This window comes from Paenibacillus sp. FSL R10-2748 (assembly GCF_038005565.1).
Classification (GTDB): Bacteria; Bacillota; Bacilli; order Paenibacillales; family Paenibacillaceae; genus Paenibacillus; species Paenibacillus polymyxa_B.
On the sequence record NZ_JBBOTK010000008.1, the window covers coordinates 235548 to 258265 of the forward strand.

General features: G+C 47.8%; 22 protein-coding genes and 1 tRNA gene. 2 read left to right on the forward strand and 21 right to left on the reverse strand.

Annotation, left to right across the window (positions count from 1 at the left end; translation table 11 throughout):
- Window positions 1-60 precede the first annotated feature (60 nt).
- Together gap and NSS66_RS21990 are read right to left on the reverse strand one after the other, a co-directional pair.
- Entirely contained in the window at window positions 61-1071 is a 1011-nt protein-coding gene (gap, locus tag NSS66_RS21985) for a type I glyceraldehyde-3-phosphate dehydrogenase (protein ID WP_023986488.1), read from the reverse strand.
- 94 nt (window positions 1072-1165) lie between these two features.
- Window positions 1166-2203, reverse strand: coding sequence for a sugar-binding transcriptional regulator (locus NSS66_RS21990; protein ID WP_023986487.1), 1038 nt, complete (start codon window positions 2201-2203; stop codon window positions 1166-1168).
- A 269-nt stretch (window positions 2204-2472) separates the two neighbouring features.
- Between NSS66_RS21990 and NSS66_RS21995 the strand changes: the two genes are divergently transcribed.
- Window positions 2473-2547 (forward strand) — tRNA-Arg (locus tag NSS66_RS21995).
- Window positions 2548-2757: 210 nt separating this feature from the next.
- A complete protein-coding gene (gene clpP, locus NSS66_RS22000) occupies window positions 2758-3354 on the forward strand; it encodes an ATP-dependent Clp endopeptidase proteolytic subunit ClpP (RefSeq protein WP_013368815.1) in 597 nt (198 codons plus the stop codon).
- A gap of 126 nt (window positions 3355-3480) precedes the next feature.
- Here clpP and NSS66_RS22005 read toward each other — a convergent pair whose 3' ends face one another.
- From NSS66_RS22005 to NSS66_RS22095, 19 genes are all read right to left on the reverse strand, one after another.
- Complete coding sequence (locus NSS66_RS22005) at window positions 3481-4590, reverse strand: PdaC/SigV domain-containing protein (RefSeq protein ID WP_069080714.1); 1110 nt, start codon at window positions 4588-4590, stop codon at window positions 3481-3483.
- Between the two features lie 238 nt (window positions 4591-4828).
- Complete coding sequence (locus tag NSS66_RS22010) at window positions 4829-5590, reverse strand: SIMPL domain-containing protein (protein ID WP_076159786.1); 762 nt, start codon at window positions 5588-5590, stop codon at window positions 4829-4831.
- A 272-nt stretch (window positions 5591-5862) separates the two neighbouring features.
- Window positions 5863-6132, reverse strand: a complete 270-nt coding sequence (locus tag NSS66_RS22015) for an HPr family phosphocarrier protein (RefSeq protein ID WP_013368811.1) — start codon at window positions 6130-6132, stop codon at window positions 5863-5865.
- Window positions 6133-6268: 136 nt separating this feature from the next.
- Window positions 6269-7213, reverse strand: coding sequence for a DNA-binding protein WhiA (whiA, locus tag NSS66_RS22020; RefSeq protein ID WP_013308256.1), 945 nt, complete (start codon window positions 7211-7213; stop codon window positions 6269-6271).
- 5 nt (window positions 7214-7218) lie between these two features.
- Window positions 7219-8205, reverse strand: a complete 987-nt coding sequence (locus NSS66_RS22025) for a gluconeogenesis factor YvcK family protein (RefSeq protein WP_023986485.1) — start codon at window positions 8203-8205, stop codon at window positions 7219-7221.
- A 12-nt stretch (window positions 8206-8217) separates the two neighbouring features.
- Window positions 8218-9117 (reverse strand): RNase adapter RapZ, encoded by a 900-nt coding sequence (rapZ, locus tag NSS66_RS22030; protein WP_013308254.1) that lies wholly within the window; start codon window positions 9115-9117, stop codon window positions 8218-8220.
- A gap of 72 nt (window positions 9118-9189) precedes the next feature.
- Entirely contained in the window at window positions 9190-10140 is a 951-nt protein-coding gene (locus tag NSS66_RS22035) for an ROK family glucokinase (RefSeq protein WP_023986484.1), read from the reverse strand.
- A 406-nt stretch (window positions 10141-10546) separates the two neighbouring features.
- Window positions 10547-11500 carry a thioredoxin-disulfide reductase gene (trxB, locus tag NSS66_RS22040; RefSeq protein ID WP_013308252.1) on the reverse strand — a complete coding sequence of 318 codons (954 nt, stop codon included), beginning with the start codon at window positions 11498-11500 and terminating at the stop codon, window positions 10547-10549.
- Between the two features lie 39 nt (window positions 11501-11539).
- Complete coding sequence (locus tag NSS66_RS22045; RefSeq protein WP_023986482.1) at window positions 11540-13309, reverse strand: tetratricopeptide repeat protein; 1770 nt, start codon at window positions 13307-13309, stop codon at window positions 11540-11542.
- 237 nt (window positions 13310-13546) lie between these two features.
- Window positions 13547-14371 (reverse strand): histidinol-phosphatase HisJ, encoded by an 825-nt coding sequence (hisJ, locus tag NSS66_RS22050; RefSeq protein WP_023986481.1) that lies wholly within the window; start codon window positions 14369-14371, stop codon window positions 13547-13549.
- Window positions 14372-14407: 36 nt separating this feature from the next.
- Window positions 14408-15139, reverse strand: coding sequence for a bifunctional phosphoribosyl-AMP cyclohydrolase/phosphoribosyl-ATP diphosphatase HisIE (hisIE, locus tag NSS66_RS22055; RefSeq protein ID WP_028541874.1), 732 nt, complete (start codon window positions 15137-15139; stop codon window positions 14408-14410).
- Entirely contained in the window at window positions 15136-15894 is a 759-nt protein-coding gene (gene hisF, locus NSS66_RS22060; protein ID WP_023986479.1) for an imidazole glycerol phosphate synthase subunit HisF, read from the reverse strand. Before hisF ends, hisIE begins: the two co-directional genes overlap by 4 nt.
- A gap of 11 nt (window positions 15895-15905) precedes the next feature.
- Entirely contained in the window at window positions 15906-16637 is a 732-nt protein-coding gene (gene hisA / locus NSS66_RS22065; protein ID WP_264454303.1) for a 1-(5-phosphoribosyl)-5-[(5-phosphoribosylamino)methylideneamino]imidazole-4-carboxamide isomerase, read from the reverse strand.
- Between the two features lie 95 nt (window positions 16638-16732).
- A complete protein-coding gene (hisH, locus tag NSS66_RS22070) occupies window positions 16733-17362 on the reverse strand; it encodes an imidazole glycerol phosphate synthase subunit HisH (protein ID WP_023986477.1) in 630 nt (209 codons plus the stop codon).
- 3 nt (window positions 17363-17365) lie between these two features.
- Window positions 17366-17974 (reverse strand): imidazoleglycerol-phosphate dehydratase HisB, encoded by a 609-nt coding sequence (gene hisB / locus NSS66_RS22075; RefSeq protein WP_013308245.1) that lies wholly within the window; start codon window positions 17972-17974, stop codon window positions 17366-17368.
- Window positions 17958-19271 (reverse strand): histidinol dehydrogenase, encoded by a 1314-nt coding sequence (hisD, locus tag NSS66_RS22080; RefSeq protein WP_264454304.1) that lies wholly within the window; start codon window positions 19269-19271, stop codon window positions 17958-17960. The genes hisB and hisD overlap by 17 nt, the downstream gene beginning before the upstream one ends.
- A 68-nt stretch (window positions 19272-19339) precedes the next feature.
- On the reverse strand, window positions 19340-19984 hold the full coding sequence (hisG, locus tag NSS66_RS22085) for an ATP phosphoribosyltransferase (protein WP_023986475.1): 645 nt from the start codon (window positions 19982-19984) through the stop codon (window positions 19340-19342).
- Window positions 19981-21186 (reverse strand): ATP phosphoribosyltransferase regulatory subunit, encoded by a 1206-nt coding sequence (locus tag NSS66_RS22090; RefSeq protein ID WP_069080717.1) that lies wholly within the window; start codon window positions 21184-21186, stop codon window positions 19981-19983. The genes hisG and NSS66_RS22090 overlap by 4 nt, the downstream gene beginning before the upstream one ends.
- 338 nt (window positions 21187-21524) lie before the next feature.
- The gene (locus NSS66_RS22095; protein ID WP_028541870.1) at window positions 21525-22676 is read right to left on the reverse strand and encodes an acyltransferase; all 1152 of its coding nucleotides are present in this window, start codon (window positions 22674-22676) and stop codon (window positions 21525-21527) included.
- Window positions 22677-22718 lie beyond the last annotated feature (42 nt).

Below are 22718 nucleotides of genomic sequence, written 5' to 3' on the forward strand. Positions count from 1 at the left end.
TATAAAGAGCGGAAACAATAACCTGTTTCCGCTCTATGATGTTGCTCAATAAGACTGTTCTTATTTAGCCAGTTTTGCGAAGTATTCCAACGTGCGGATCAATTGTGCAGTGTAAGACATTTCATTGTCATACCAAGCTACAGTTTTCACCAGTTGTTTGTCGCCAACAGTCAGAACTTTAGTTTGAGTTGCATCAAACAAAGAACCGAAAGTAAGACCTTTGATGTCGGAAGAAACGATTTGATCTTCAGTGTATCCATAAGTTTCAGGATCGGATGCTTCTTTCATCGCAGCGTTGATTTCTTCAGCAGTTACGTTTTTCTCCAGAACTGTTACCAGCTCAGTCAGGGAACCTGTAGGTACTGGAACACGTTGAGCCGCGCCATCCAATTTACCTTTCAACTCAGGGATAACCAAACCGATTGCTTTAGCAGCACCAGTTGTGTTAGGGATGATGTTTTCAGCTGCTGCACGAGCACGACGGAAGTCACCTTTAGCATGTGGAGCATCCAAAGTGTTTTGGTCGCCAGTGTAAGCATGAATTGTAGTCATCAAACCTTCAACGATACCAAATTTATCTTGCAGTGTTTTAGCCATAGGAGCCAGGCAGTTTGTTGTGCAAGAAGCACCGGAGATTACAGTTTCAGTTCCGTCCAGAATTTCATGGTTTACGTTGTAAACGACAGTTTTCATGTCGCCAGTAGCTGGAGCGGAGATAACAACTTTTTTAGCGCCGCCTTTCAAATGTTTCTCAGCAGCTTCTTTAGTTGTGAAGAAACCTGTACATTCCAGAACGATGTCTACACCCAGGTCTCCCCAAGGCAGTTCTTCAGGGTTGCGGTTAGCCAAAACTTTAACTTCTTTACCGTTTACTTTGAAGAAGCCGTCATGTACTTCTACTTGTCCTTGGAAATTACCTTGTGTTGTATCATATTTCAACAAATGTGCCAACATTTTGGAATCTGTCAAGTCATTGATTGCTACTACTTCAATACCTTCCACATTTTGAATCCGGCGGAAAGCAAGGCGTCCAATACGTCCGAAACCGTTAATACCAACTTTAACTGTCATGAGTGAGTTCCTCCCAAAGTTCGTTTAGTTTAGTTTTATATATTCAAGACAGACCCGAAAGCCCGTCAAGACAACATTATTCATAAATCCTATATTAATCATTTAAATAACGACTTACAATCTCAACAGCAGCGCCTTCGTCGGTGACTAGAATGTCCTCTTGCCCGAAACGCAGTACCGCATGAATAGCGGCCGCCTTGTTTTTGCCTCCAGCTACACCTAGAACCGTATCGGTACGCCTAATGTCCTCCAATCGGAGTCCAAGCGTCAGCATTCTGTGAACAACGACGCCATCTTCGTTAAAGTAATAACCAAACGATTCGGCTACCGCTCCTTCACTGCTGATCTGGGCAAAGGTTTCGGGATCAAGTTTACGTCTATGTGCCATCGCTATGGCGTTGCCTATCCCGTGAATGATGATACGACTCTCGCGAATCAGGTTCAATATATCCTGAATGTTCGTATCTTCAAGCAAGGAGTTGTAAGCATGATTGCTGAGCAAATCCGGTACATGGAGCAGACGGTATTGAGCGCCTACCTTGCGAGCCATTGTGGAAGCAATTGTGTTGGCCTGCATTTCCATGCTTTCTCCCAAACCCCCGCGTGCCGGTACAAACCACCCACCCTTAAGTGGGCCATTAGAAGGTAGTGCCAGTTGTTCCGCCACGTCGGCAATTGTCGTGCCACCTGTTACAGCGACCACATCCTCGTCGTCCATAACACTCAGCAACGCTTTTGCTCCAGCGCGCCCCAGCTCCTGCTTTGTTAACGGAGAAGCATCCGAATCCCCTGGAACGACAACCACCTTCCTCAAACCATAGGCTTGACGAATCTGGTCCTCCAATTGGGACAGGCCGAACAAGTTGTTCGCAATCGGCTCCAGCTGTTCCAGCAGATCCAGTCCTGCTTTGCTCACCTTCATGCCTACACTCTCAATCTCAATTAGCCCCTGAGCTTTAAGAAGATCGGTTTCGGCGCGCAACACGCGCTCAGTCATGTTCAGTGAAGCTGCCAGTGTTCTGCGTCCAACAACATCGGACAGCATAATCTGATGCAGGATCGTGTACCTTTTTTTCAAAACATCCATGAGGTCGGGCAGAAGCTGCTTCTGTATTTCTAATATCTTTCGCATGCTTTCCACTCCCGCACACTTCTAAGTTCTGTCTCTAATGCTCTATCTCTAACTGGTCTCAAAACGTCCCGGGATAACTTTTTAAGTCCCACGTATATCTTAACCAATATTTGCTCCATATGCAAGTCTATCTGAACCTATATTTCTCAACCATTTATCTGAATATGCGCATTTAATAAAAGCTTGCAATTCACTGCTGTATATCATATAATCATCTTTGTTTCCAATTAACTGTTTAATTAGTTAGTTGTTTGCATTGAATCAACTATGCGCCCGTGGTCCAACGGATATGACGTAGGCCTCCGGAGCCTGAGATCGAGGTTCGATTCCTCGCGGGCGCGCCATTTTAAATGAACGCTTAGATGCTTCTATATAATGTTTTAACCAATAAGAGCGCTGAGGGCTCTTTTTTTTAATCATTAGTTTGACTTTCTTTGACTTTTTGTTTGAAATTGTTTATCATGTGGTTATTACGGTAACAGTTTATAAATAAGGGACGTGTAATCGGCATGTCCACCAAATCCACTAACGATATTTAAGGGAGGTTTTTTGACGTGAGCTATGTTCCTATGGTAGTAGAACAAAGTAACCGCGGCGAACGCGCCTATGACATTTATTCCAGACTGTTAAAGGATCGCATTATTTTGTTAGGCTCGGACGTCAATGACGTTGTAGCCAACTCTATAATTGCGCAAATGCTGTTTTTGGCTGCCGAAGATCCTGAAAAAGATATTCACTTGTATATTAACAGCCCTGGCGGTTCCATTACAGCTGGTATGGCCATTTTCGATACGATGCAATACATTAAACCTGACGTATCTACGATTTGCGTAGGTATGGCGGCTTCCATGGGCGCGTTTTTGCTGAATGCAGGCGCCAAAGGTAAACGTTTCGCTTTGCCAAACAGTGAAATTATGATTCACCAACCCCTGGGTGGTGCACAAGGCCAGGCAACGGATATCGAAATCCGCGCACGCCGCATTCTGAAAATGCGTGATAAACTGAACCGCATTCTCGCAGATCGCACAGGCCAACCACTGGAGCGCATTGAAAAAGATACAGACCGTGACTACTTCATGTCTGCTGATGATGCCAAGGAATACGGTATTATTGATAAAGTGCTAACTAGCTCCTCTCCAGAAGGTGTATAAGAGAAGAAATTTACCTCTTTCGATAACTGGTAAATGAAAAAGCTGCTCCGGACTTTCTTATCCGGTAGGCAGCTTTTTTGCTTTATTGTTTTTTAGGTTATAGACAATTGGACTTATTTATTTCTACTATTCATTCTGTCCCGCAAAAGGCTTTCCGCCTTGAGGCAGCAATTGACCGAACGAGTAGGTAAACTCCGGAATTCCATACGCGTATGGCGCATAATCATACAAATCAAACACGATTGTTACTCCACTGTTCGTCACATAAAAATTCTGATCTGCCGCCAGCTCTTTAAATTTGCCGAATCCTTCGCCAGCCTGAAGTGCATCGATTTTTTTCTTCAAATCAGCATTGAGGAACTTTTTGTAGTTCGGATTTGCCTTCAATACGTCAGACAATTGCAGCAGTTTACCATCAGCGAGCGAGAACGTATATCCTTTACGTGCCGTCATGCCATGCGCGCCACCCGTATACGAGTAGTCCTGCATAATCACACTCAGAATACCATCTTTGTTATAGGCAATCACAAAATCATTTCCGAACTCATACGGTCTTTCTGTTGTAGCCTCTCCCTCAGCCATCATCTTTTTGCCTGCTGCCAATATACCTTCTGCATGCTTTTTAAGCACATTGTTAATGGCCTGTTGAGCCTCAGAATTCAGCTGGCTACCGCTGATTTGCGGGTACTTAATTTTGTAGGACACCTTCGCACTACTCGAAGCTGGAAGTGTTTGAGACGCAATTGTAATCGGATTTAGCTGGCTTTTACTCAGCGTTACTGTTTTCTGAGCTGCATTCCATTGAGCATCTATGCCCAGATAGTCTTTCAGCAAACTCATAGGAATGTATAGCTTCCCAGCGATCTGTTTGGCATCCATACTACGTGTATTGATTCCATTGACGTTGACGTAGGCATCCGAGGAAGAAGCCATAATGTAAAGTTTATTGTACCCGCTACCTACGGTATATGTCGCTGTTTTCGCATCATAGCTTACTGGAATCCCCAAGCTGTCGCGCAGTGCGGCCACCGGAATCATTGTACTCCCGTTCACTTGGACACCTTTAGCGGGCAACGTTTTACCATTCCATTGGATGGTGATTCCTGGTTGCTGTGTTGTCGCTTGCTGCTGTTTCGTCGATGCTGCCTGGATATAGGAAACGGGAACAGCTGTGACTCCTGCGAAAATCCCTGCCGCCAGCAGTGCTGAACCCCATTTTATTGCATGCTTACTCATATTAAATATTCCTCCTGTTAATGATCTGTATTGTCTATGTGTGATAACTACTTTTAATATTATATCTATACCCTATTGTATGTAGTTTACAATCTGTACACTCTCCGATTTCAATATGTACACCTAATAACCCTTAGCTATGACAGACTCATTACAAAAAGGTTTCGGTATACAAAAAAGCCAGCAAGCCAGCCTGCACATGATGCAGTCCGCTTGTGGCTTCGTTTGATGATCTATATTAGTTCATTTCGTATTGAGCCGACACCTGAACTTTCACTGTTACTTGCCCCGATTGTATCTCTGTCCCGCCACCTGCTACGTCCAAGAGCGATTTTGACATGGCATTTTCACGTTGTGTAAAGATTTGTGCTTCTCCGCCATCTACCGTCACACTCACAAGGACACCTAACCCTCGTTTGGCTGCCTTAGCTACAGCACTGGCTTTAGATTGTGCGCTTCCCAATGCCTTAGTAATGGCTTCTTCTTCATAAGTCGAAGGATCTTCCACGGAAAAACGTACATTATCTACGTTATTGGCTCCGGACTTGGTCGCCTCATCCAACAACTGACCGATTTTATCCAAATCGCGGTATTTGACGGAAAGTGTATGGTTGGCAGTGTAGCCTTTGAGCTTCTGCCCTTCTTTTTCGTTATAGGTGTAGTTAGGCTGTACATAAAACTGGCTGGTCTGAATGTCATCTGCGCTAATGCTCCACTTTTCTTTCAGCAGTTGTGTAACCTTGTTCAATTTTGTAGCATTGGCTTTTTGAGCAGCGGCTGCCGTATTCCCTTCCGATTGTACACCGATAGAGAGATAAGCAATATCGGGCTTCGCCAATACTTCCCCGCTTCCAGTCACATTAATTACACCGTTTACCGTCGAAGCTGTTGACGCAGCATAAGCACGATCTGCCCCCGTCCATAATCCTCCTGCTACTCCCCCTGCCATTAATGCTCCTGCGAGAACTGCCGTGGCTACTGTTTTTGTCCAAAGTCTCATTGAATTCAACCTCTTTCTTGAAAATGTTTGTACCTTCCAGACGGAAAAGACGGAAAAAGGTTGCAGCCAAGCGTACAAATTTCCGAAACAGAGCATGACCACGGGGATTTTAATTATTTATAGTTTGAACTTAATACAGTCTCTATATTCAACAAATCCATCCATAAAACAGTTAACGGAGGAGTTTTCGAAGACTTTTTTCTGGATACAAAAAAAGCCCCAAAGGGGCTTTTCACTAAGAGCATACACCATATCACAAAGCAAATCTTTGTTTATTGATTTTCCAGCTCTACCTTACTAACCAGACTTACTAAAGCGTTTACAGCCTGTTCGGCGTCCGCACCTTCAGCACTAATATTGATTTCAGTACCTGTACTGATGGCAAGACTCATAATACCCATGATGCTCTTGGCATTAACCTTTTTGTCTTCTTTTTCCACAAAAATCTCAGATGAATATTTATTCGCTTCCTGTACGAACAACGCAGCAGGTCTGGCGTGCAGTCCTGTTTTCAAGCGTACGACTACCGGATGTTTTGACATGTCAGCTTACCCCCTCATCAAATAAATCTGGACACTACTTACTCCATTTTATTTATCACATTATAACATTAACCCGGGACAGACACTAGAAAAAAAACTAAAAAAACCGGGGCTGAAAGCCCCACGGACATTCTTTTTACGGAATCAGGCCATTTTCGCCCCTGATTTTGTCAGCCATCTCATCAATTTTGCGAAGCCGATGATTTACACCCGATTTACTCACGACCCCTTTGAGCATTTCCCCGACTTCTTTTAAATTCAAATCGGGATGAGCGAGACGAATTTCTGCCACTTCACGCAGTTTATCCGGCAAGGTCTCCAAACCAACTTCCCTCTCCAGCAACTTAATATTCTCAATTTGCCGGACAGCAGCTCCGATCGTCTTGTTCAAATTAGCCGTTTCACAATTGACAATGCGATTTACGGAATTGCGCATATCGCGCATAATGCGTACATCTTCAAATTTGAACAAGGCTTGATGCGCCCCAATGATGCTAAGCAGCTCAATGATCTTCTCGCCTTCCTTGATGTAGAGAATAAAACCTTTTTTTCGCTCAATACAGCGAGCATTTAGATGAAATTCATTCGCAAGATCAACGAGTGCCTGACAATGCTCCTCATACATCGAAGAAATTTCAAGGTGGTAAGACGATCCTTCAGGATTGTTGACAGAGCCACCTGCCATAAAGGCGCCCCGCAAATAAGCCCTCTTACAACAGTTTTTCCGAACGATATCCCGATTAATCCCGTCAGTGAACAAGAAACCTTCTGAGACGATATAAAGATCCTTTAGCAGCTGTTGCACACCATTGGGAATACGGACAATGTACACATTATTTTTTTTCAAGCGCATTTTTTTCCGTACAAGCAGTTCGATATGAAGTTGAAAATGCTTCTTGATCAAGGAGTAAATCCGCCTTGCAATCGCGGCATTTTCTGTGGACACGTCCAATATCACCCTTTTATTCGACAGTTGTACGGATCCGAGCATACGTATGAGCGCAGATAGTTCCGCTTTCTCACAACAGGACTGGCTTTCAATCATCGTAAGCTCTTTTTTCGTTTGTGCCGCAAAGGACAAGGGACTCACCTCCTTCTTAATATCCAGTTTTGTACCAATTGGTAAATATGCTGGCTTAATTTGTCGGCATCATGCCGTAGATACGTACGGAACAAAACTAAAGTATCTGCCACCACTTTATATCCCCGATCGGTCAGCTCGCCCATGTCTACTTGAACTGGCTTAGCGCCCTGCTCGGCATACATTTCCTGTACTTGGGGTGGAATTTCTCCGTTATTTACAATGACATAGTCGAAGAGATGATGCCCTACATGCTCAAAAATAGCTTGCAGGTGATCTCCTACCGTATAGCCATCGGTTTCTCCAGGCTGGGTCATAACGTTACAGACAAATATTTTGATAGCGTCTGATTTTACTACAGCTTCAGCGAGTTTAGGTACAAGCAAATTCGGTAATATGCTGGTATATAGACTGCCGGGGCCAATCAAAATCGCATCAGCCTCATTAATGGCCTCTACAGCCTCAGGCAACGGCTCCACGTGAGTCGGTTCAAGAAAGACGCGTTTGATTCGTCCGCCCGCTTCCGGGATCTTGGACTCTCCGGTAATCACCGTGCCATCCTCCATTTCGGCACTTAGCACAACGCCTTCCTCAGCTGCCGGCAGCACGCGTCCCCGGACAGCAAATACACGGCTAAGCTCACGCACCGCCGTTACAAAATCTCCCGATATATCGGTCATCGCTGCTAAAATCAGATTACCCAGGCTGTGGCCTGACAATCCTGATCCCGCACCGAAACGGTATTTCAGCATATCTGACATCACTGGTTCCACGTCAGCCAAGGCAGTCAGCACATTGCGAATATCCCCTGGAGGGGGCATCTGCAGCTCACTGCGCAAAATCCCGGAGCTTCCGCCATCGTCAGCGACTGTAACAATAGCCGTAATATCTAGCGGCTTTTGCTTTAAGCCCCGCAGCATGACGGACAAGCCGGTTCCGCCGCCCATAACAACAATACGTGGGCGCTCCCGTTGTGATCCGGTCTCTTTCATGATTTCACCTCATTAATGCCGGTCCCGATCAGCATCCCGATGCGAAACAGAAACAGATTCTGTCTCGCTGGCACCCAGCATTTTTCCTAAATACTCCGATATTGCAACAGAACGATGCTTACCGCCAGTACAGCCAATGCCGATAATGACCTGGCTTTTGCCTTCTTTGCGATATTGCGGAATCAAAAAGTGTAACATATCCAGCAACTTGGTCAAGAATGCCTGAGTCTCGGGCCATTTCATGACATAATCATATACATCGCTATCCTGTCCCGTGTGGGGACGTAGTTGGTCCACATAGTGGGGATTAGGCAGGAAGCGCACATCGAATATAAGATCGGCATCAATGGGAATACCATACTTGAAGCCAAAAGAAGTAATGTTCACGGAAAGCATACTGCTCTCCAGATGAGAAAATCGTGAAATAATCCTCGCCTTTAAGGTTGCAGGCTTCATCACACTTGTATCAATAACCTGTGTAGCCGAGCTTTTTAATTCTTCCAACATCTTGCGCTCCAACCGAATCCCATCCAAAGGCATGCCGTCTGGAGCCAGCGGATGACGTCTACGGCTTTCCTTATACCGCTGTACGAGAACGCCATCATTCGCATTTAAGAATAAAATTTCACAATGAATCGTAAAATGATCTTTAATATAATTCAACGATTCAGACAAGGCGGTGAAAAATTCTCGTCCGCGTAAATCAATTACGAGTGCCACCTTGCCTATTTTACCGTTAGACTGCTCAATCAACTCGGCAAATTTGGGAATCAGTACAGGAGGCAAATTATCAACGCAGAAGAAGCCCAAGTCTTCCAGGCTCTGAACCGCAATGGTCTTCCCTGCGCCTGACATCCCCGTAATAATAATGAGCGTTGCCCACGGCGCAGCATTTTTTAGGTTATCTGTCATATGGACTTCCCTCTCCTTTTGCTTCTTCGCTCTATGCCAGTACCCGTATTATCAGTAACCTGTGGATCAGGATCAGGAACGTAGCAACAAACCAGCTGCCCCTACGATACCTGCGTCATTGCCCAGCACAGCTGGAACAATCGATACCCCTTTTTGAAGGGGCTCAGGTGCCAGTTTGGTGTACACGCGACGCATCTCTTCAAACAAAAAGTCGCCTGCTTTAGAAACACCGCCACCTATAATAAACAACTCTGGATTAAGCACAGCGGCAACTGCTGCCATAGATTTCCCCAAATAAAAGGCAGCCCGGTTCACGATACGAAGCGCGACTTCATCTCCAGCTTTAGCAGCATCAAATACTTCCTTGGCAGCAATTTGATCTTCCAGCGCCAGAGAGGTCCGGTCGCCACGTTCCACAGCGTCCTTGGCCATACGAATGATGCCTGTTGCGGAAGATACAGTTTCCAAGCAACCCATTTTGCCGCATCCACACTGAATAGCCTCCAGATCAGGTACGACACTGATATGGCCAATTTCTCCGGCCATGCCCGAAGAACCTTGGTATATTTTACCGTTTATAATAATGCCGCCACCTACTCCTGTTCCCAGGGTATAGCATACGCAGTTTTCGATGCCTTTGCCTGCTCCGGCCCAAGCTTCGCCAAGCGCGGCAACATTGGCATCATTGTCTATTTTCACAGGCTTGCCAATCCGGTTCTCTAGGAGCGCACGGATCGGTACGTCACGAAAGCCAATATTAGGAGCGAGGACAATAATACCATCACGAACATTCGTAAAACCTGCAACGCCTGCACCGACACCCTTTAGTTGATCCCACTCATAAGGAGATTGCTCAACAATATGCCGCACATATTTTTCGATATTACCGATGACAACGTCTACACCTTTATCGGTTTCGGTTGGTCCCTCATATGTGTGCAAAAGCTGTCCGTTTTCATTACAAATGCCGACTTTAATCGCGGTACCGCCCAAATCGACACCTACATAGATACTTTCAGACATGTTCCAAGCCACCTTTATGTTTACTTAAAAACCTGGTATGAAATATACGCTTACAATTCCTACTTCATAATAGTAATCCTACGTTCCAACTATAATTGAAGCCCCCGTTACGGTCAAGGACACTTCCTTGTTGAAAAGTGTACGATTAGCGGAATTTTTAACCTCATGCACCCATAAGAAAAACGTCTATTGACGTACTTTCAAGGAAGCCAGACCACGCTTAACGGAAATTTTTCTTGCGATTATAGATTGTTCAGCTCCGCTGAAAACTTATAAATTCTATAATCATAAAAAGGAGAAAGCCTGTGCAAACGCAGCAGGCTTTCTCTTCCTGAACAAAAGATGCGGCATAACAGAGGTTTCCTTCGCTCTCCCGTTAGCCTTTTTGTGTACTATAGACACGTTTTTATTGATCCAGCGTTTCGCTCCAGTCGTGAACAGCACTGCCTTCGAGATACTTCTCGCAGTCCATAGCCGCCATACAGCCCGTTCCCGCAGCCGTAATAGCTTGACGGTAACGGTTATCCTGTACGTCCCCACAGGCAAAAACTCCGGGGATGTTCGTTTCCGTTGTGCCTGGCTTTACTACAATATAGCCGTGTTCATCGGTATGAATTTGTCCGTTCAGGAAACCTGTGTTCGGTGTATGCCCGATGGCTACGAACACGCCATCTACCTCAATCAGCTCATCCTGATTGGTCTCATTATTGTGTACCTTCAAACCTTTTAAGCCTGCTTCTCCCGTCACAACTTCCAGAGGAGTCCGGTTTAATGCCCAATGTACTTTTTCGTTCTCACGCGCACGATCTTGCATAATTTTGGATGCCCGCAACTCATCGCGACGATGGACCAAGGTTACGCTGGAAGCAAAACGGGTCAAGAAGCTCGCTTCCTCCATGGCTGAATCGCCACCGCCAACCACGACAATCTTTTTCCCGCGGAAAAAGAAGCCATCGCAAGTTGCGCAAGTGCTGACTCCGCGACCTACATTGTCCTGCTCACCCGGAATGCCTAGATATTTGGCGGACGCACCTGTAGCAATAATGACCGACTCCGCCTCAATGATGCCTTTACCCTCTACCTTCACTTTAAAAGGGCGTTTGCTGAAATCTACTTCCTCTACCCATCCGGAAGTAAATTCAGCGCCAAAACGTTCAGCCTGCTTGCGCATATTATCCATCAGTTCAGGCCCGAGGATACCTTGCTCAAAACCTGGGAAATTTTCAATTTCGGTCGTTGTAGTAAGCTGCCCACCGGGCTGCATCCCTTCAATGATCAGCGGATTCATGTTAGCGCGTGCCAAATAAATAGCCGCTGTGTAGCCTGCAGGACCTGTACCAATAATTATGGATTTATACATACGTTTGTTGCCTCCTTTAAGTGATGTTTGGAGCAGGTCTCAGACCTGCTTTTTAAACGTGGAGAGCGGCTGCTTCAGCTTCTGTTTGATACCACACACGCTGTCAATCTGGCGTGCATAGCGGCTTACGGTCGATACGGAAATACCATAACGATCGGCTACTTCCTGATAGGTGACTGAATGATGATGCATTTTGGCTGTCAAATATTCTAGCGCCGCTGCCCATCCCTCAGTATGCTGAACCATCGGAACTTCCGGGGCGAGCCGATCCAAATACTCCAGCCAAAGCGATTTCAAATCGTGCTGCATGGCCGGATCTGATGGCTTGCTCATGACGGTCAGTACCTTATCCAGCACTGCCTGCCATTGTGGATCGACTGGGGAAGCAGATACATCACCTTCAATTGTATGCGGATCGTTCTCAACCTCCGACTGATCAGAATGTTCCGTTTCCGGGTACATTTTCTGCTCACCCTGCTCCGCCAGCTCTTGCAATACTTGCAAGGCACGACGTTTCAGCTCATCCTCCTGGTCCGGGTCTTCTACGAAGGACTCCAGTGCCTGACGCACCTCATCATCACCGATCAGGCTTAACGCCTGAATGACCTGAAGCTGAGTCGCCCGGTCCCCGTGGCGCAAGGCCCAGAAGAAGGATGATCGGATTAGCGGGTCCTTCTTCATGCTGTCAGGCACCTGGTCAGCACCAAACTTCTCCCACATGCGGAATTGCTCCTCAAACGGGAGATGATAATGATAGCTGAGCACTTGCAGCGGTGTACCCTCCTGCTGGAGTTCCTCCAGTCGGGACAGGAAAAACCGCGGAACTTCCGAGGAAGCATCCTGCTTTTGCAAATGACTCCACAACCGCCGAGCTTCCGCATATCTTCCCGTATTGCTGGCAGCTACCGCCGTGTAATGGTACAAAGAAGCGTCCGCATTGTTCTCTCCATCGCCATGAAGCAACCTGCGGAAATGTCTGTAGGCCTCCTCGTGGCGTCCGAGAATCCCCATAGTGGTCGCCAGCTTGAATACCTGCTCCTCCTGAAACGGTATAGTAACCGCCAAAGTCTGCACCAGACGATCCAATTCCGGGCCGCCGCCCTCGTGCTGATAAAAGATCGCCAAGTTGCACAATGCGTGTAAATTACCCGGCTCATCTTCCAGCACTTGAATAATGGTAGCCTTAGCATTTTGGAACAATCCCATGTAGTAATACGCCAGCGCCAGATTATTCCGCGCAGCGAACATATCCGGTTGTTCCTCTGAAATTTGCTTGAGCAACTGGGCTGCCTGAGCAAATTTCCCCTCCTCCAGCAGGACACGAGCCTGATCATGCTCTACTACTCCCTGCCGGGCCTTAATGCGGTTCAGCTTCGTTGGACGGTCCAGCTCATAATAGAGCAGCTCCATCATTTCCTCCGCTTCATCAAGAAACTGGCCTTCTTCGTCCTCCTCCAGGTACGTGACCAATGCTTTCTCCGCTTCTTCAAACTGCTCCATATTAGCGTAATTATTCGCCATATAGAAATAACACTCTGTCATCGACGAGTCTACGTCACTTAGAACAGAGGACAGGATCTCATTCGAACCTGCATAATCCCCCATCTCTGATAATATACCCGCCATATTGCAATGATTCACCGGATTATCCGGTTCATATTCAACGGCTTTGCGAAAATATTTCAATGCCTTGTCATAATGATTGCGATCAAGCGAGCGCACAGCTTTCTCAAAAAAGAAAGATGCGTCGAAACGCAAAGCAATAATTTTAGGGCTAGGTTCCGATACTCGCAGATGTTTCCCTTTCATAAATAACCAAGGCACCTCCTTTAAAAGTAACTGGCATGTTCATACCCTTCAGTATACCACAACTTCAAAACGACTTGACAGTCGATCCTACCTCATTCCAAAAAACGGATATATGCTCGTATACCGATAGATATATATACAAGAATACGCTAAATAGCCGAGCGCTTTTTCCCTGTATAAATAGGAAGCGTTCGGCTAGCCACTGGAGATGATACTTAGACCCAATAAACGTAATAATTAAAGCGTCAGCGGCACCAGCGAGCGCTCGCGATGCTGAAATACGGCAAGCTCGCGATAGCCGACTTCATATAGAAGCGCGCGTGCCTTCTCCAAGTGCTCTGACAGCTTCGCCGGATCATGAGCATCCGATCCTACGGTCAGCGGGATGCCTAGCGTAAAAGCTTCTTCCAGCATGCGGCGGCTCGGGAACATCTCGGCACAGGGCTTCGAAAGCCCTGATGCATTCAGTTCCATCGCCCGACCGCTACGGGCAACGGCTGAGAGTGCGGAGCGCTCCAGTTCACGCAGCTCCTCCATTTCCTCCGGCTTCGGATGATAGCCGAAGCGCTTAATGACATCCAGATGACCCATGATGTCATACAAACCGGTAGCTGCCGCCTTGGAAACCGCATCATAATACGTGCGGTACACCTCAAGCACATTTTTGCCTTCCCAATGGTGTACCTGACGGAAGTCCGTGACATCCCATTCACCGAGAAAGTGGACGGAACCAATCACATAATCCCAGGGATACGCGGTGATGATGTCTTCGATTTCTCGTTCCCAGCCCTCGATGTAGTCGCCTTCCAAGCCAACACGAATATCAATTTGTCCTTTAAAACGTTCCTTCAGTTCCAAACATTCTTCCACGTAGCGGGGCAGCTCCTCCATAGGCATCGCCATTTCCGGGTAATAGTCAGCCGGTTTTACATGCAGTAGTGGCATGTGATCGGACAAGCCGAGCTGATCCAGACCCAGCCGAATTCCCTGCTGTACATACTCTTCCAGACTCCCTATGGCATGCCCGCAGCGGGCGTGATGCGTATGATAGTCGATTTTCATGCGACCCTCCCCCTTTCAACACTACAACAAACCGTACTAATCACGACGAGGACGTTCATGACGGCGATTCAGCTCAGCCAGCACGTCATCGAGCGGTAGCTTGCGCTCCTGCAACAGCACCAGCAGGTGATAAATCAAATCGCTGACCTCCAGGCGCAGTTCGTCATTATCTTTATTTTTGGCGGCAATGATTGTCTCGGATGCTTCCTCGCCAACCTTTTTCAAGATTTTGTCTACACCTTTATCAAAAAGATAAGTCGTATAGGCCCCTTCAGGACGTGTCTCTTCGCGCTCCTTAATAATCGCCTCCAGCTGGGCAAGCACCTCAAAGCGGTCTGCTGAAGCATTGGAAACATCATTTACCAGCGTGTGGTCTCCTGCATTTCCTGCAACAGGTGCTACAGCCGTTCCTGGCGCGGAAATATCACGAAAAAAGCAGCTCGTTGCTCCTGTATGACAGGCAGGACCACTCGGAATGACACGTACCAACAGGGCATCACCGTCACAATCCAGCTGGATGGAGGTGATTTTTTGCGTATTCCCCGAAGTAGCCCCCTTATGCCACAGCTCCTGTCTGGAACGAGACCAGAACCAGGTCTCTCCCGACTCCAAAGATAGTTTCAGCGACTCGCGGTTCATATAGGCCAGCGTCAGCACCTGAAGCGTAGCATCATCCTGCACAATCGCCGAGACAAGACCTGCCTCATTCCAGCGGACATTATCCAATATCTGCTCCAGAGATAGCTGTTGGTTCAATTCGTTGCTCATCGTATCTCCACTCCTCTGCGCTTCAAATCCCGTTTTAGCTCAGGGATTCCTATTTCTTTATAGTGAAAAATCGTTGCTGCTAATCCAGCATCCGCTTTGCCCGCCGTAAACACGTCATAGAAATGCTCCTGTTTGCCTGCTCCGCCAGAAGCGATAACTGGAATCCCGACGGTATCCGACACCGCGGAAGTCAGTGGCAGGTCAAAGCCGTCCTTGGTTCCGTCCGCATTCATGCTGGTCAGCAGAATCTCACCGGCTCCCAACTGCTCAGCTTCCTTGGCCCAGGCCAAGGCGCGGATACCAGATGGCGTGCGGCCTCCGTGCGTATACACTTCCCACTCGCCCCACGCCTTGTTGTACTTGGCATCAATGGCAACAACGATACATTGTGAGCCAAAGCTGCGCGCACCCTCCGCAATCAGCTGAGGGTTACGGACAGCTGCCGTATTTACGCCGATTTTATCAGCTCCGGCACGCAAAATGCGTTTCATATCATCGACATGAGATATCCCGCCACCTACGGTGAAAGGAATGGCAATTTCCCCGGCTGTCTGACGAACTACTTCTTCCATGGTGGCACGCCCTTCAACTGAAGCAGAAATATCCAGAAATACGATTTCGTCTGCCCCTTCCCGGTCATAAAGCGCCGCCAATTCCACCGGATCGCCTGCATCGCGTAAGTTCACAAAATTAACGCCCTTAACCACCCTGCCATCCTTTACATCCAAGCAGGGAATAATACGTTTAGCCAGCATGCCTACTCCCCCTATGCCTTTGCTACAGCTTGTACGGCGACCTGTAAATCAATGCTGCCTGTATACAATGCCTTACCCACAATAGCACCGCCTACACCCTCTTTCGCATAGGTGCTCAGCGTGATTAGATCGTCCATCTTGCTGACACCGCCGGAAGCGATCACGGTTCGTCCACTGCTTTTCGCAAGCGCTACGATTGCCTCCACATTCGGGCCTTGCATCATTCCGTCGCGGGAAATGTCTGTGAAAATGAACGTTTCCGCTCCCTTGGAGGCCAACTCAGCAGCCAATTCGTCCGCTCGAACCTCCGAGGTTTCAAGCCATCCGCGCGTGGCCACATAGCCATTACGTGCATCCAGGCCAATGGCGATCCGATCACCGTAGGTACCCAATACCGCTTCCGTAAAAGCACGATCCTCAATCGCTGCCGTGCCCAAGATCACACGGCTCACGCCCAGCGACAACAGCCGCTCCACATGTTCTCGTGTACGCAAGCCGCCACCCACTTGTACAGGCACTTGCACCGCAGAAGCGATGCGCCCAATGAGTTCATCGTTCACCGGTTGACCTGCTTTAGCACCGTCCAAATCAACCAAGTGAATGTAGGAGCCGCCCAAACGCTCCCATTCTTGGGCAACCTCCACCGGGTTTTCGTTGTATATCGTCTCCTGGCTATAATCTCCTTGTACCAGTCGTACACATTTGCCATCGCGAATATCAATCGCCGGGTATATCGTGAACAAAGTATGACCCCCTTGTGAGCTATTTAACATCTATATGCCTTTACATCAATTAACGACCAAAGTTGGCGTACCTCCAACTGCAAATTCACGAATCGTTACGCTCGCTTTTCCGCTTCCGCTAGTTCCAAAAACTGACGAAGCAGTTGCATCCCCATTTCCCCGCTTTTCTCTGGGTGGAACTGCATGCCATATACATGGCCTCTGCCCACGATAGCCGTTACGGGCCCACCGTAGTCGGTCACCGCCAGCAGGTCACTTTCGACCTCCGGCTTCGCATGATAGGAATGCACAAAATACACATGTCCTTCCTCCAAGCCCTGTAGCAACGGGTGATCCGGCTGAGTCATACGCAGACGATTCCAGCCCATATGCGGCACTTTAACCCCCAGATCAGGAGCAAACCGAATAACCTCGCCTGGTAAAATATTAAGCCCTTCGTGACTGCCGTATTCTTCACCACGAGTGAACAACAGTTGCATTCCTAGACAAACACCGAGCAATGGTTGTCCAGCGCTTGCAACCTCCTGAATCACCCGATCCAATCCGCTGGAACGCAAATGCTCCATAGCGTCCCCGAATGCCCCTACACCCGGCAAAATCACACCGCTGGAGGAACGAATCACTTGGGCATCTCCCGTTACTACAGCCTCATAGCCAAGACGCTCAACCGCCTTGCTCACACTATGCAGATTGCCTCTGCCGTAATCCACAATGGCAATGGACATGGACTACAGCACTCCCTTCGTTGAAGGCACTCCCGTCACTCGCGGATCAATGGAGGTCGCTTCATCCAGTGCACGTCCCAGTGCCTTGAACACCGCCTCAATCATATGGTGGGTATTTTGCCCGTAGTGAACGATGACGTGTAGCGTCATGCGAGCCTCCAACGCAAATTTCCACAGAAATTCATGCACCAGCTCTGTCGAAAAGCTCCCTACCTGCTGTGATGGATACTCCGCACGATACTCAAAATGGGGTCGGTTACTCAGATCAATGACAACTTGCGCGAGCGCCTCATCCATCGGTACAAAGACGCTGGCATAGCGCTTAATTCCTTTTTTATCACCCAACGCTTCCAGCAAGGTTTGCCCCAAACAAATACCAATGTCCTCCACGGTATGATGATCGTCGATATCAACATCCCCTCTGGCCTGTACATTAAGATCAAATTGTCCGTGCTTGGTGAACAAATCCAGCATGTGATTCAGAAAAGGAACATCCGTTTCAATCTCAGCTTGCCCTGTGCCGTCTACTGCAAAAGATAGCTGAATATCCGTTTCGTTCGTCTTTCGGCTGACGCTGCCTGTACGTCCTGTTACGTTATTTTCGTTCCCCATCGCCATCCACCGCCTTCTTTTCATTGTCCAATCGAACTTGTATCGCCCGTGCGTGACCTTCCAGTCCTTCATGGCGGGCAAGCTGCATAATCGTCTCTCCATTGCGCAGCAGTGCTTCCTTGCTGTAATAGATCATACTCGACTTCTTGATAAAATCATCAATATCCACTGGCGAAGAAAACCGCGCCGTTCCATTCGTCGGGATAATGTGGTTAGGTCCAGCAAAATAATCGCCTACCGGCTCCGAGCTGTACGCTCCCAGGAAAATAGCTCCCGCGTTTTCGATCAGACCCACATGCTCCATCGGCTGCTCTGTCATAATTTCCAAATGTTCCGGTGCCAGTTGGTTTACAATATGGATGCCCTCTTCCAAAGTGTCGACGACAATGATAGCCCCGTATGCCTCCACCGATGCAGCAGCAATATCTCTACGCGGCAACTCTGCCAATTGGCGCTGTACTTCAGCTGATACTTCTTTGGCCAAGCGTTGCGAGGGCGTAACCAGTATGGCTGAGGCCATTTCGTCATGTTCCGCCTGTGAAAGCAGGTCAGCCGCTACATAAGAGGCATTCGCCGTGTCGTCAGCCAACACGACAATTTCACTTGGTCCCGCTATACTGTCGATATCCACCGCGCCGTACACCTCGCGCTTCGCTAGCGCTACATAAATGTTGCCGGGACCGCAAATTTTATCGACTGGTTCAATGCTATGTGTTCCGTAAGCGAGAGAGGCAATCGCCTGCGCTCCGCCAACCCTATATATTTCCGTTACACCAGCCTCTGCCGCAGCTACCAGTGTATATGGATCTATCCCTGCCTTGCCGCCTGTCGCCGGGGGTGTCACCATGACAATCTCCGGTACACCAGCCACCTGAGCGGGAATGACATTCATCAGCACCGAGGATGGATAGGCTGCTTTACCGCCCGGAACATACACGCCTACACGTTTCAACGGTCGGATAATTTGGCCGAGCAAGCTACCATCCGGCTGTAAATCCATCCACGAATTACGTTTTTGCTTCATGTGAAAAGCACGGATATTATCCGCCGCCTCTCGAATCGCCTGTAAAAAAGAAGGCTCTACCTTGTCATATGCCGCCTTCAATTCTTCCTCCGTCACACGAAGTTGCTCTGCTACCAGCGATACACCATCAAACGATTGCGTATACCGCAGGACAGCCTCATCCCCCTCTTGGCGTACCGAATGAATAATGGTACGCACAGCCTCATTTTGCTCAGGTGTGCCGTAATCCACCTCCCGTTGGAGGCTGAAATCACGGGCTGATACGATCTTCATTTGTCCATTCCCCCTTACTTGCAGCTTGCAGAATGCCCTGTAACCATTGGCTTATTCCTTTAGTTCATTTATTCACGGGGTGCCACCGCATTTGGAATCACCTGATGCAATCGGTCACACAACGCCTGAATCGGGCCGTTTTTCATCCGGTAGCTGACCCGATTGGCAATCAGACGACTGGTAATATCCAGTATGCTGATCTGCTCGACTAATCCGTTCTCCCGCAAGGTTTGCCCCGTTTCCACCATATCAACAATGCGGTCTGCCAGACCAATTAACGGCGCCAGCTCAATGGAGCCATTCAGCTTAATAACCTCCACCTGCTGGCCTTGCTCCCGAAAATACTGGGAAGCCACATTCGGATATTTTGTAGCGACCCGCTGACGAATACCTGGCTGCCAATCTGGTAAAGCAATCACCGACATCCGACAACGGGCAATCCCGAGATCCAGCAGTTCATACACATCCTTGTTTTCTTCCAGCAAAACATCCTTGCCCACGATGCCGATGTCCGCCGCCCCATACTCTACGTACGTAGGAACATCGACGGGCTTCGCCATAATAAATTCCATGCCTAGCTCAGGCAGTGGAATGACCAGTTTACGCGTTTCGTCCACATCCAGTGGAATCGGAACCCCCGCTTGGCGAAACAGCTCGGAAGCCTGCTTATAAATCCGTCCCTTTGGCATGGCTACCTTCAACGTTTCCGTCATGGCAATTCTCTCCTTTGTACTGGCTGTCTTCCTTCGGTTGTATAGCTGTATACCTCTGCGTACAGGCTATGCTGTTCACGACGTCGATCTTCCGTTCCGCCCGTGAGCCCTGTCACTACCGTAAGGCCTATTGCGCGTAGCTGTGCCGCTGCGGATAACGCCTCTTGGCGTCCCTGTGCGTCATAACGGATAAGTACAGGAAGCTTCGTCTCCATTTGGATACCATCCACACCATCGACGATCCGGTTCGTCTTCAATGCAAATCCCGTTGCAGGTACGGATCGACCAAACTGCTGAAGCAGATTGTCATAGCGGCCTCCGTTGCATACCGGGAACCCAATCTCCGCTGCATAGCCCTCAAAAGTCATTCCTGTATAATATGAGAAATCCCCGATCATGGTAAGGTCGATTAACACATGCTCAGATACGCCGTAAGCCTCCAGCACTTCCCACACCTCGCACAAATGTGCAATGGATCGAATCGTCTGCTGCTCCACACTAAGACGGGTAGCCTGGTCACAAATTTCTTTTCCACCGCGCAACCGAAGAATAGCTTCCAGCTTATCCCGATGTTCGGGAGCCAAGCCCAAAGCTTCAATCGCTGTTCGGTAGCCCACTACATCACGACTGAGCAACAGTTCCTTTAGCGCATGTTGTTCAGCCTGACGGCCGGGAATGATTTCCTCAAATAAGCCGTTCAGGAATCCCACATGCCCCATGGCAATTTTAAAAGAGGTCACCCCTGCTGCCTGTAATGATGCAATTGCCAATGCCACAACTTCTGCATCAGCCTCAGGCGAATCATCACCCACCAGCTCCACACCCGTCTGAAAAAACTCCGCTTCTCTTCCTGCTTCTTCCTCAATCGCCCGAAATACATTTGCGTGATAGGAAAGTCGGAGTGGTACTTCCTCTTCCTTTAGCAACGAAGATACCACCCGTGCAATCGGAGCGGTCATATCCGATCGCAGCACCAACGTGGTTCCCCGGTTATTGAGCAATTTAAACAGCTTCCGATCGGAAGTAGAACTAGCCACTCCCACCGTATCGTAGTATTCCATCGTAGGCGTCATAATCTGGCGGTAACCCCAACGCTCCATGCATTCGAGTACATTCAGTTCAATGGCCCGCAGCTTCGACACTGCACGCGGAAGATAATCTCGAACCCCTACAGGGATCTCAAATCCTTTTGGCTTAGACATCTCTATCACCTCATGATTTCACAATATCTTTATCATGGTAAAGTGCTAACAAACTAAAGTATATTCGATATATTATCATGCCCTACTTGTGAACGTCAACCGAACAGCGCAGCCCTTTTTTTACGGATTCGCCAAGTGGCTGCCCCCCTCTATATTTTATCCAATGCAAAATACATGAATCCTATATGAAAAACATCTATCAACGTATTCTCCGGAGCGAGACCGCGCTTACGGTAATTTTTGTGCATATAGAGTTGTTCAGCTCCACTGAAAACTTATAAATTCTATACTCTAAAAAAAGACTGCCAGCTTTAAGCTAACAGTCCAAATCAAAATATTTAGCTATTTATCTGTTCATCTTTACTCCGGGAAGGAAACTTTGGAACCGTGCCCAAACCGATCCATGCAAATGGTACATATCGAAAACACAACGTCACAATCAGCCATGAGCCAAACAGCGCCAACAACCATCCACCCGCAACAGAGAAGATATATTCTACCGGCGTTCCTTGGAAATCCAACTTGCGATACACCCGCAATAACGCTGGGTGAAGTAAATAAATGCCGAATGAGCATGCCCCCAGCCAACTGATTAACATTCGCAACCTATCGTTAGTATGACGATATAATAAGACCGAGAACTGAAACAGCACCAGCGCAGAGACGAGGGCATATGCATTATGGAGCAGTTCATAGATCAGCGAGTCTGCATAGATGGCTTTGCGGTATGCTACAAACCATATTTGCACATAAGCTATACCCAGGAGTAGCCAAGCCACCCACAAGCCCCACCAACTGATCAACTGACTGCGACTAATTGCCGTACCTGACACCGGTAAAAGCCACTTTTTAAACCCTTCATATCCAATTGCTACAGCTGCACCCAAGGCAAAATAACTGATATACGTAATCGCAAGACTTCCTCTTTCCTCTTGCCAAACGTATTTGTTCAGCAATACAAACCCCCATTGAATGACTAACCCTACTATCAAAATGACAAAGGCCGCTCTCCGTGGGCTCGATATCGAATGGCGTAAACGCTGCACTCCCCACAGCAACAGCGGAAAGACCAAATAAAATTGGATGATGATGATGACATAATACAAATGCGTGTATGCCTTTCCCGTTAACAGCACGAGCGGAAGATCACTGAGCGGCATCAACCCACGTGTTACCAAGGTCAAATAATACACAAGAGAAAACAAAACGTACGGTAACACAATAAACATCAGTCTTTTTCGGAAAAATATAAGCATATTCTTACCACGAAGCGGCCTATCAACATAATTGTAAAATAAAACAAACCCGCTCACAAAAATAAATACGGGCACTGCAAAGCTACTAAACACATTTAAAAATAAAAAAGGATAAAACAATAGAGAATGACGCGCATCAATTAAAGCCATTGAAGTCGCATGAATGGTAACAACGGCTGCAATTAATATTCCCCGGTAAATATCAAGCTCTGGTATACGTTCTTTTTTGACCAAATCAACACGCTCCCATATCGCCTTGCAAATATGTCTGTTATC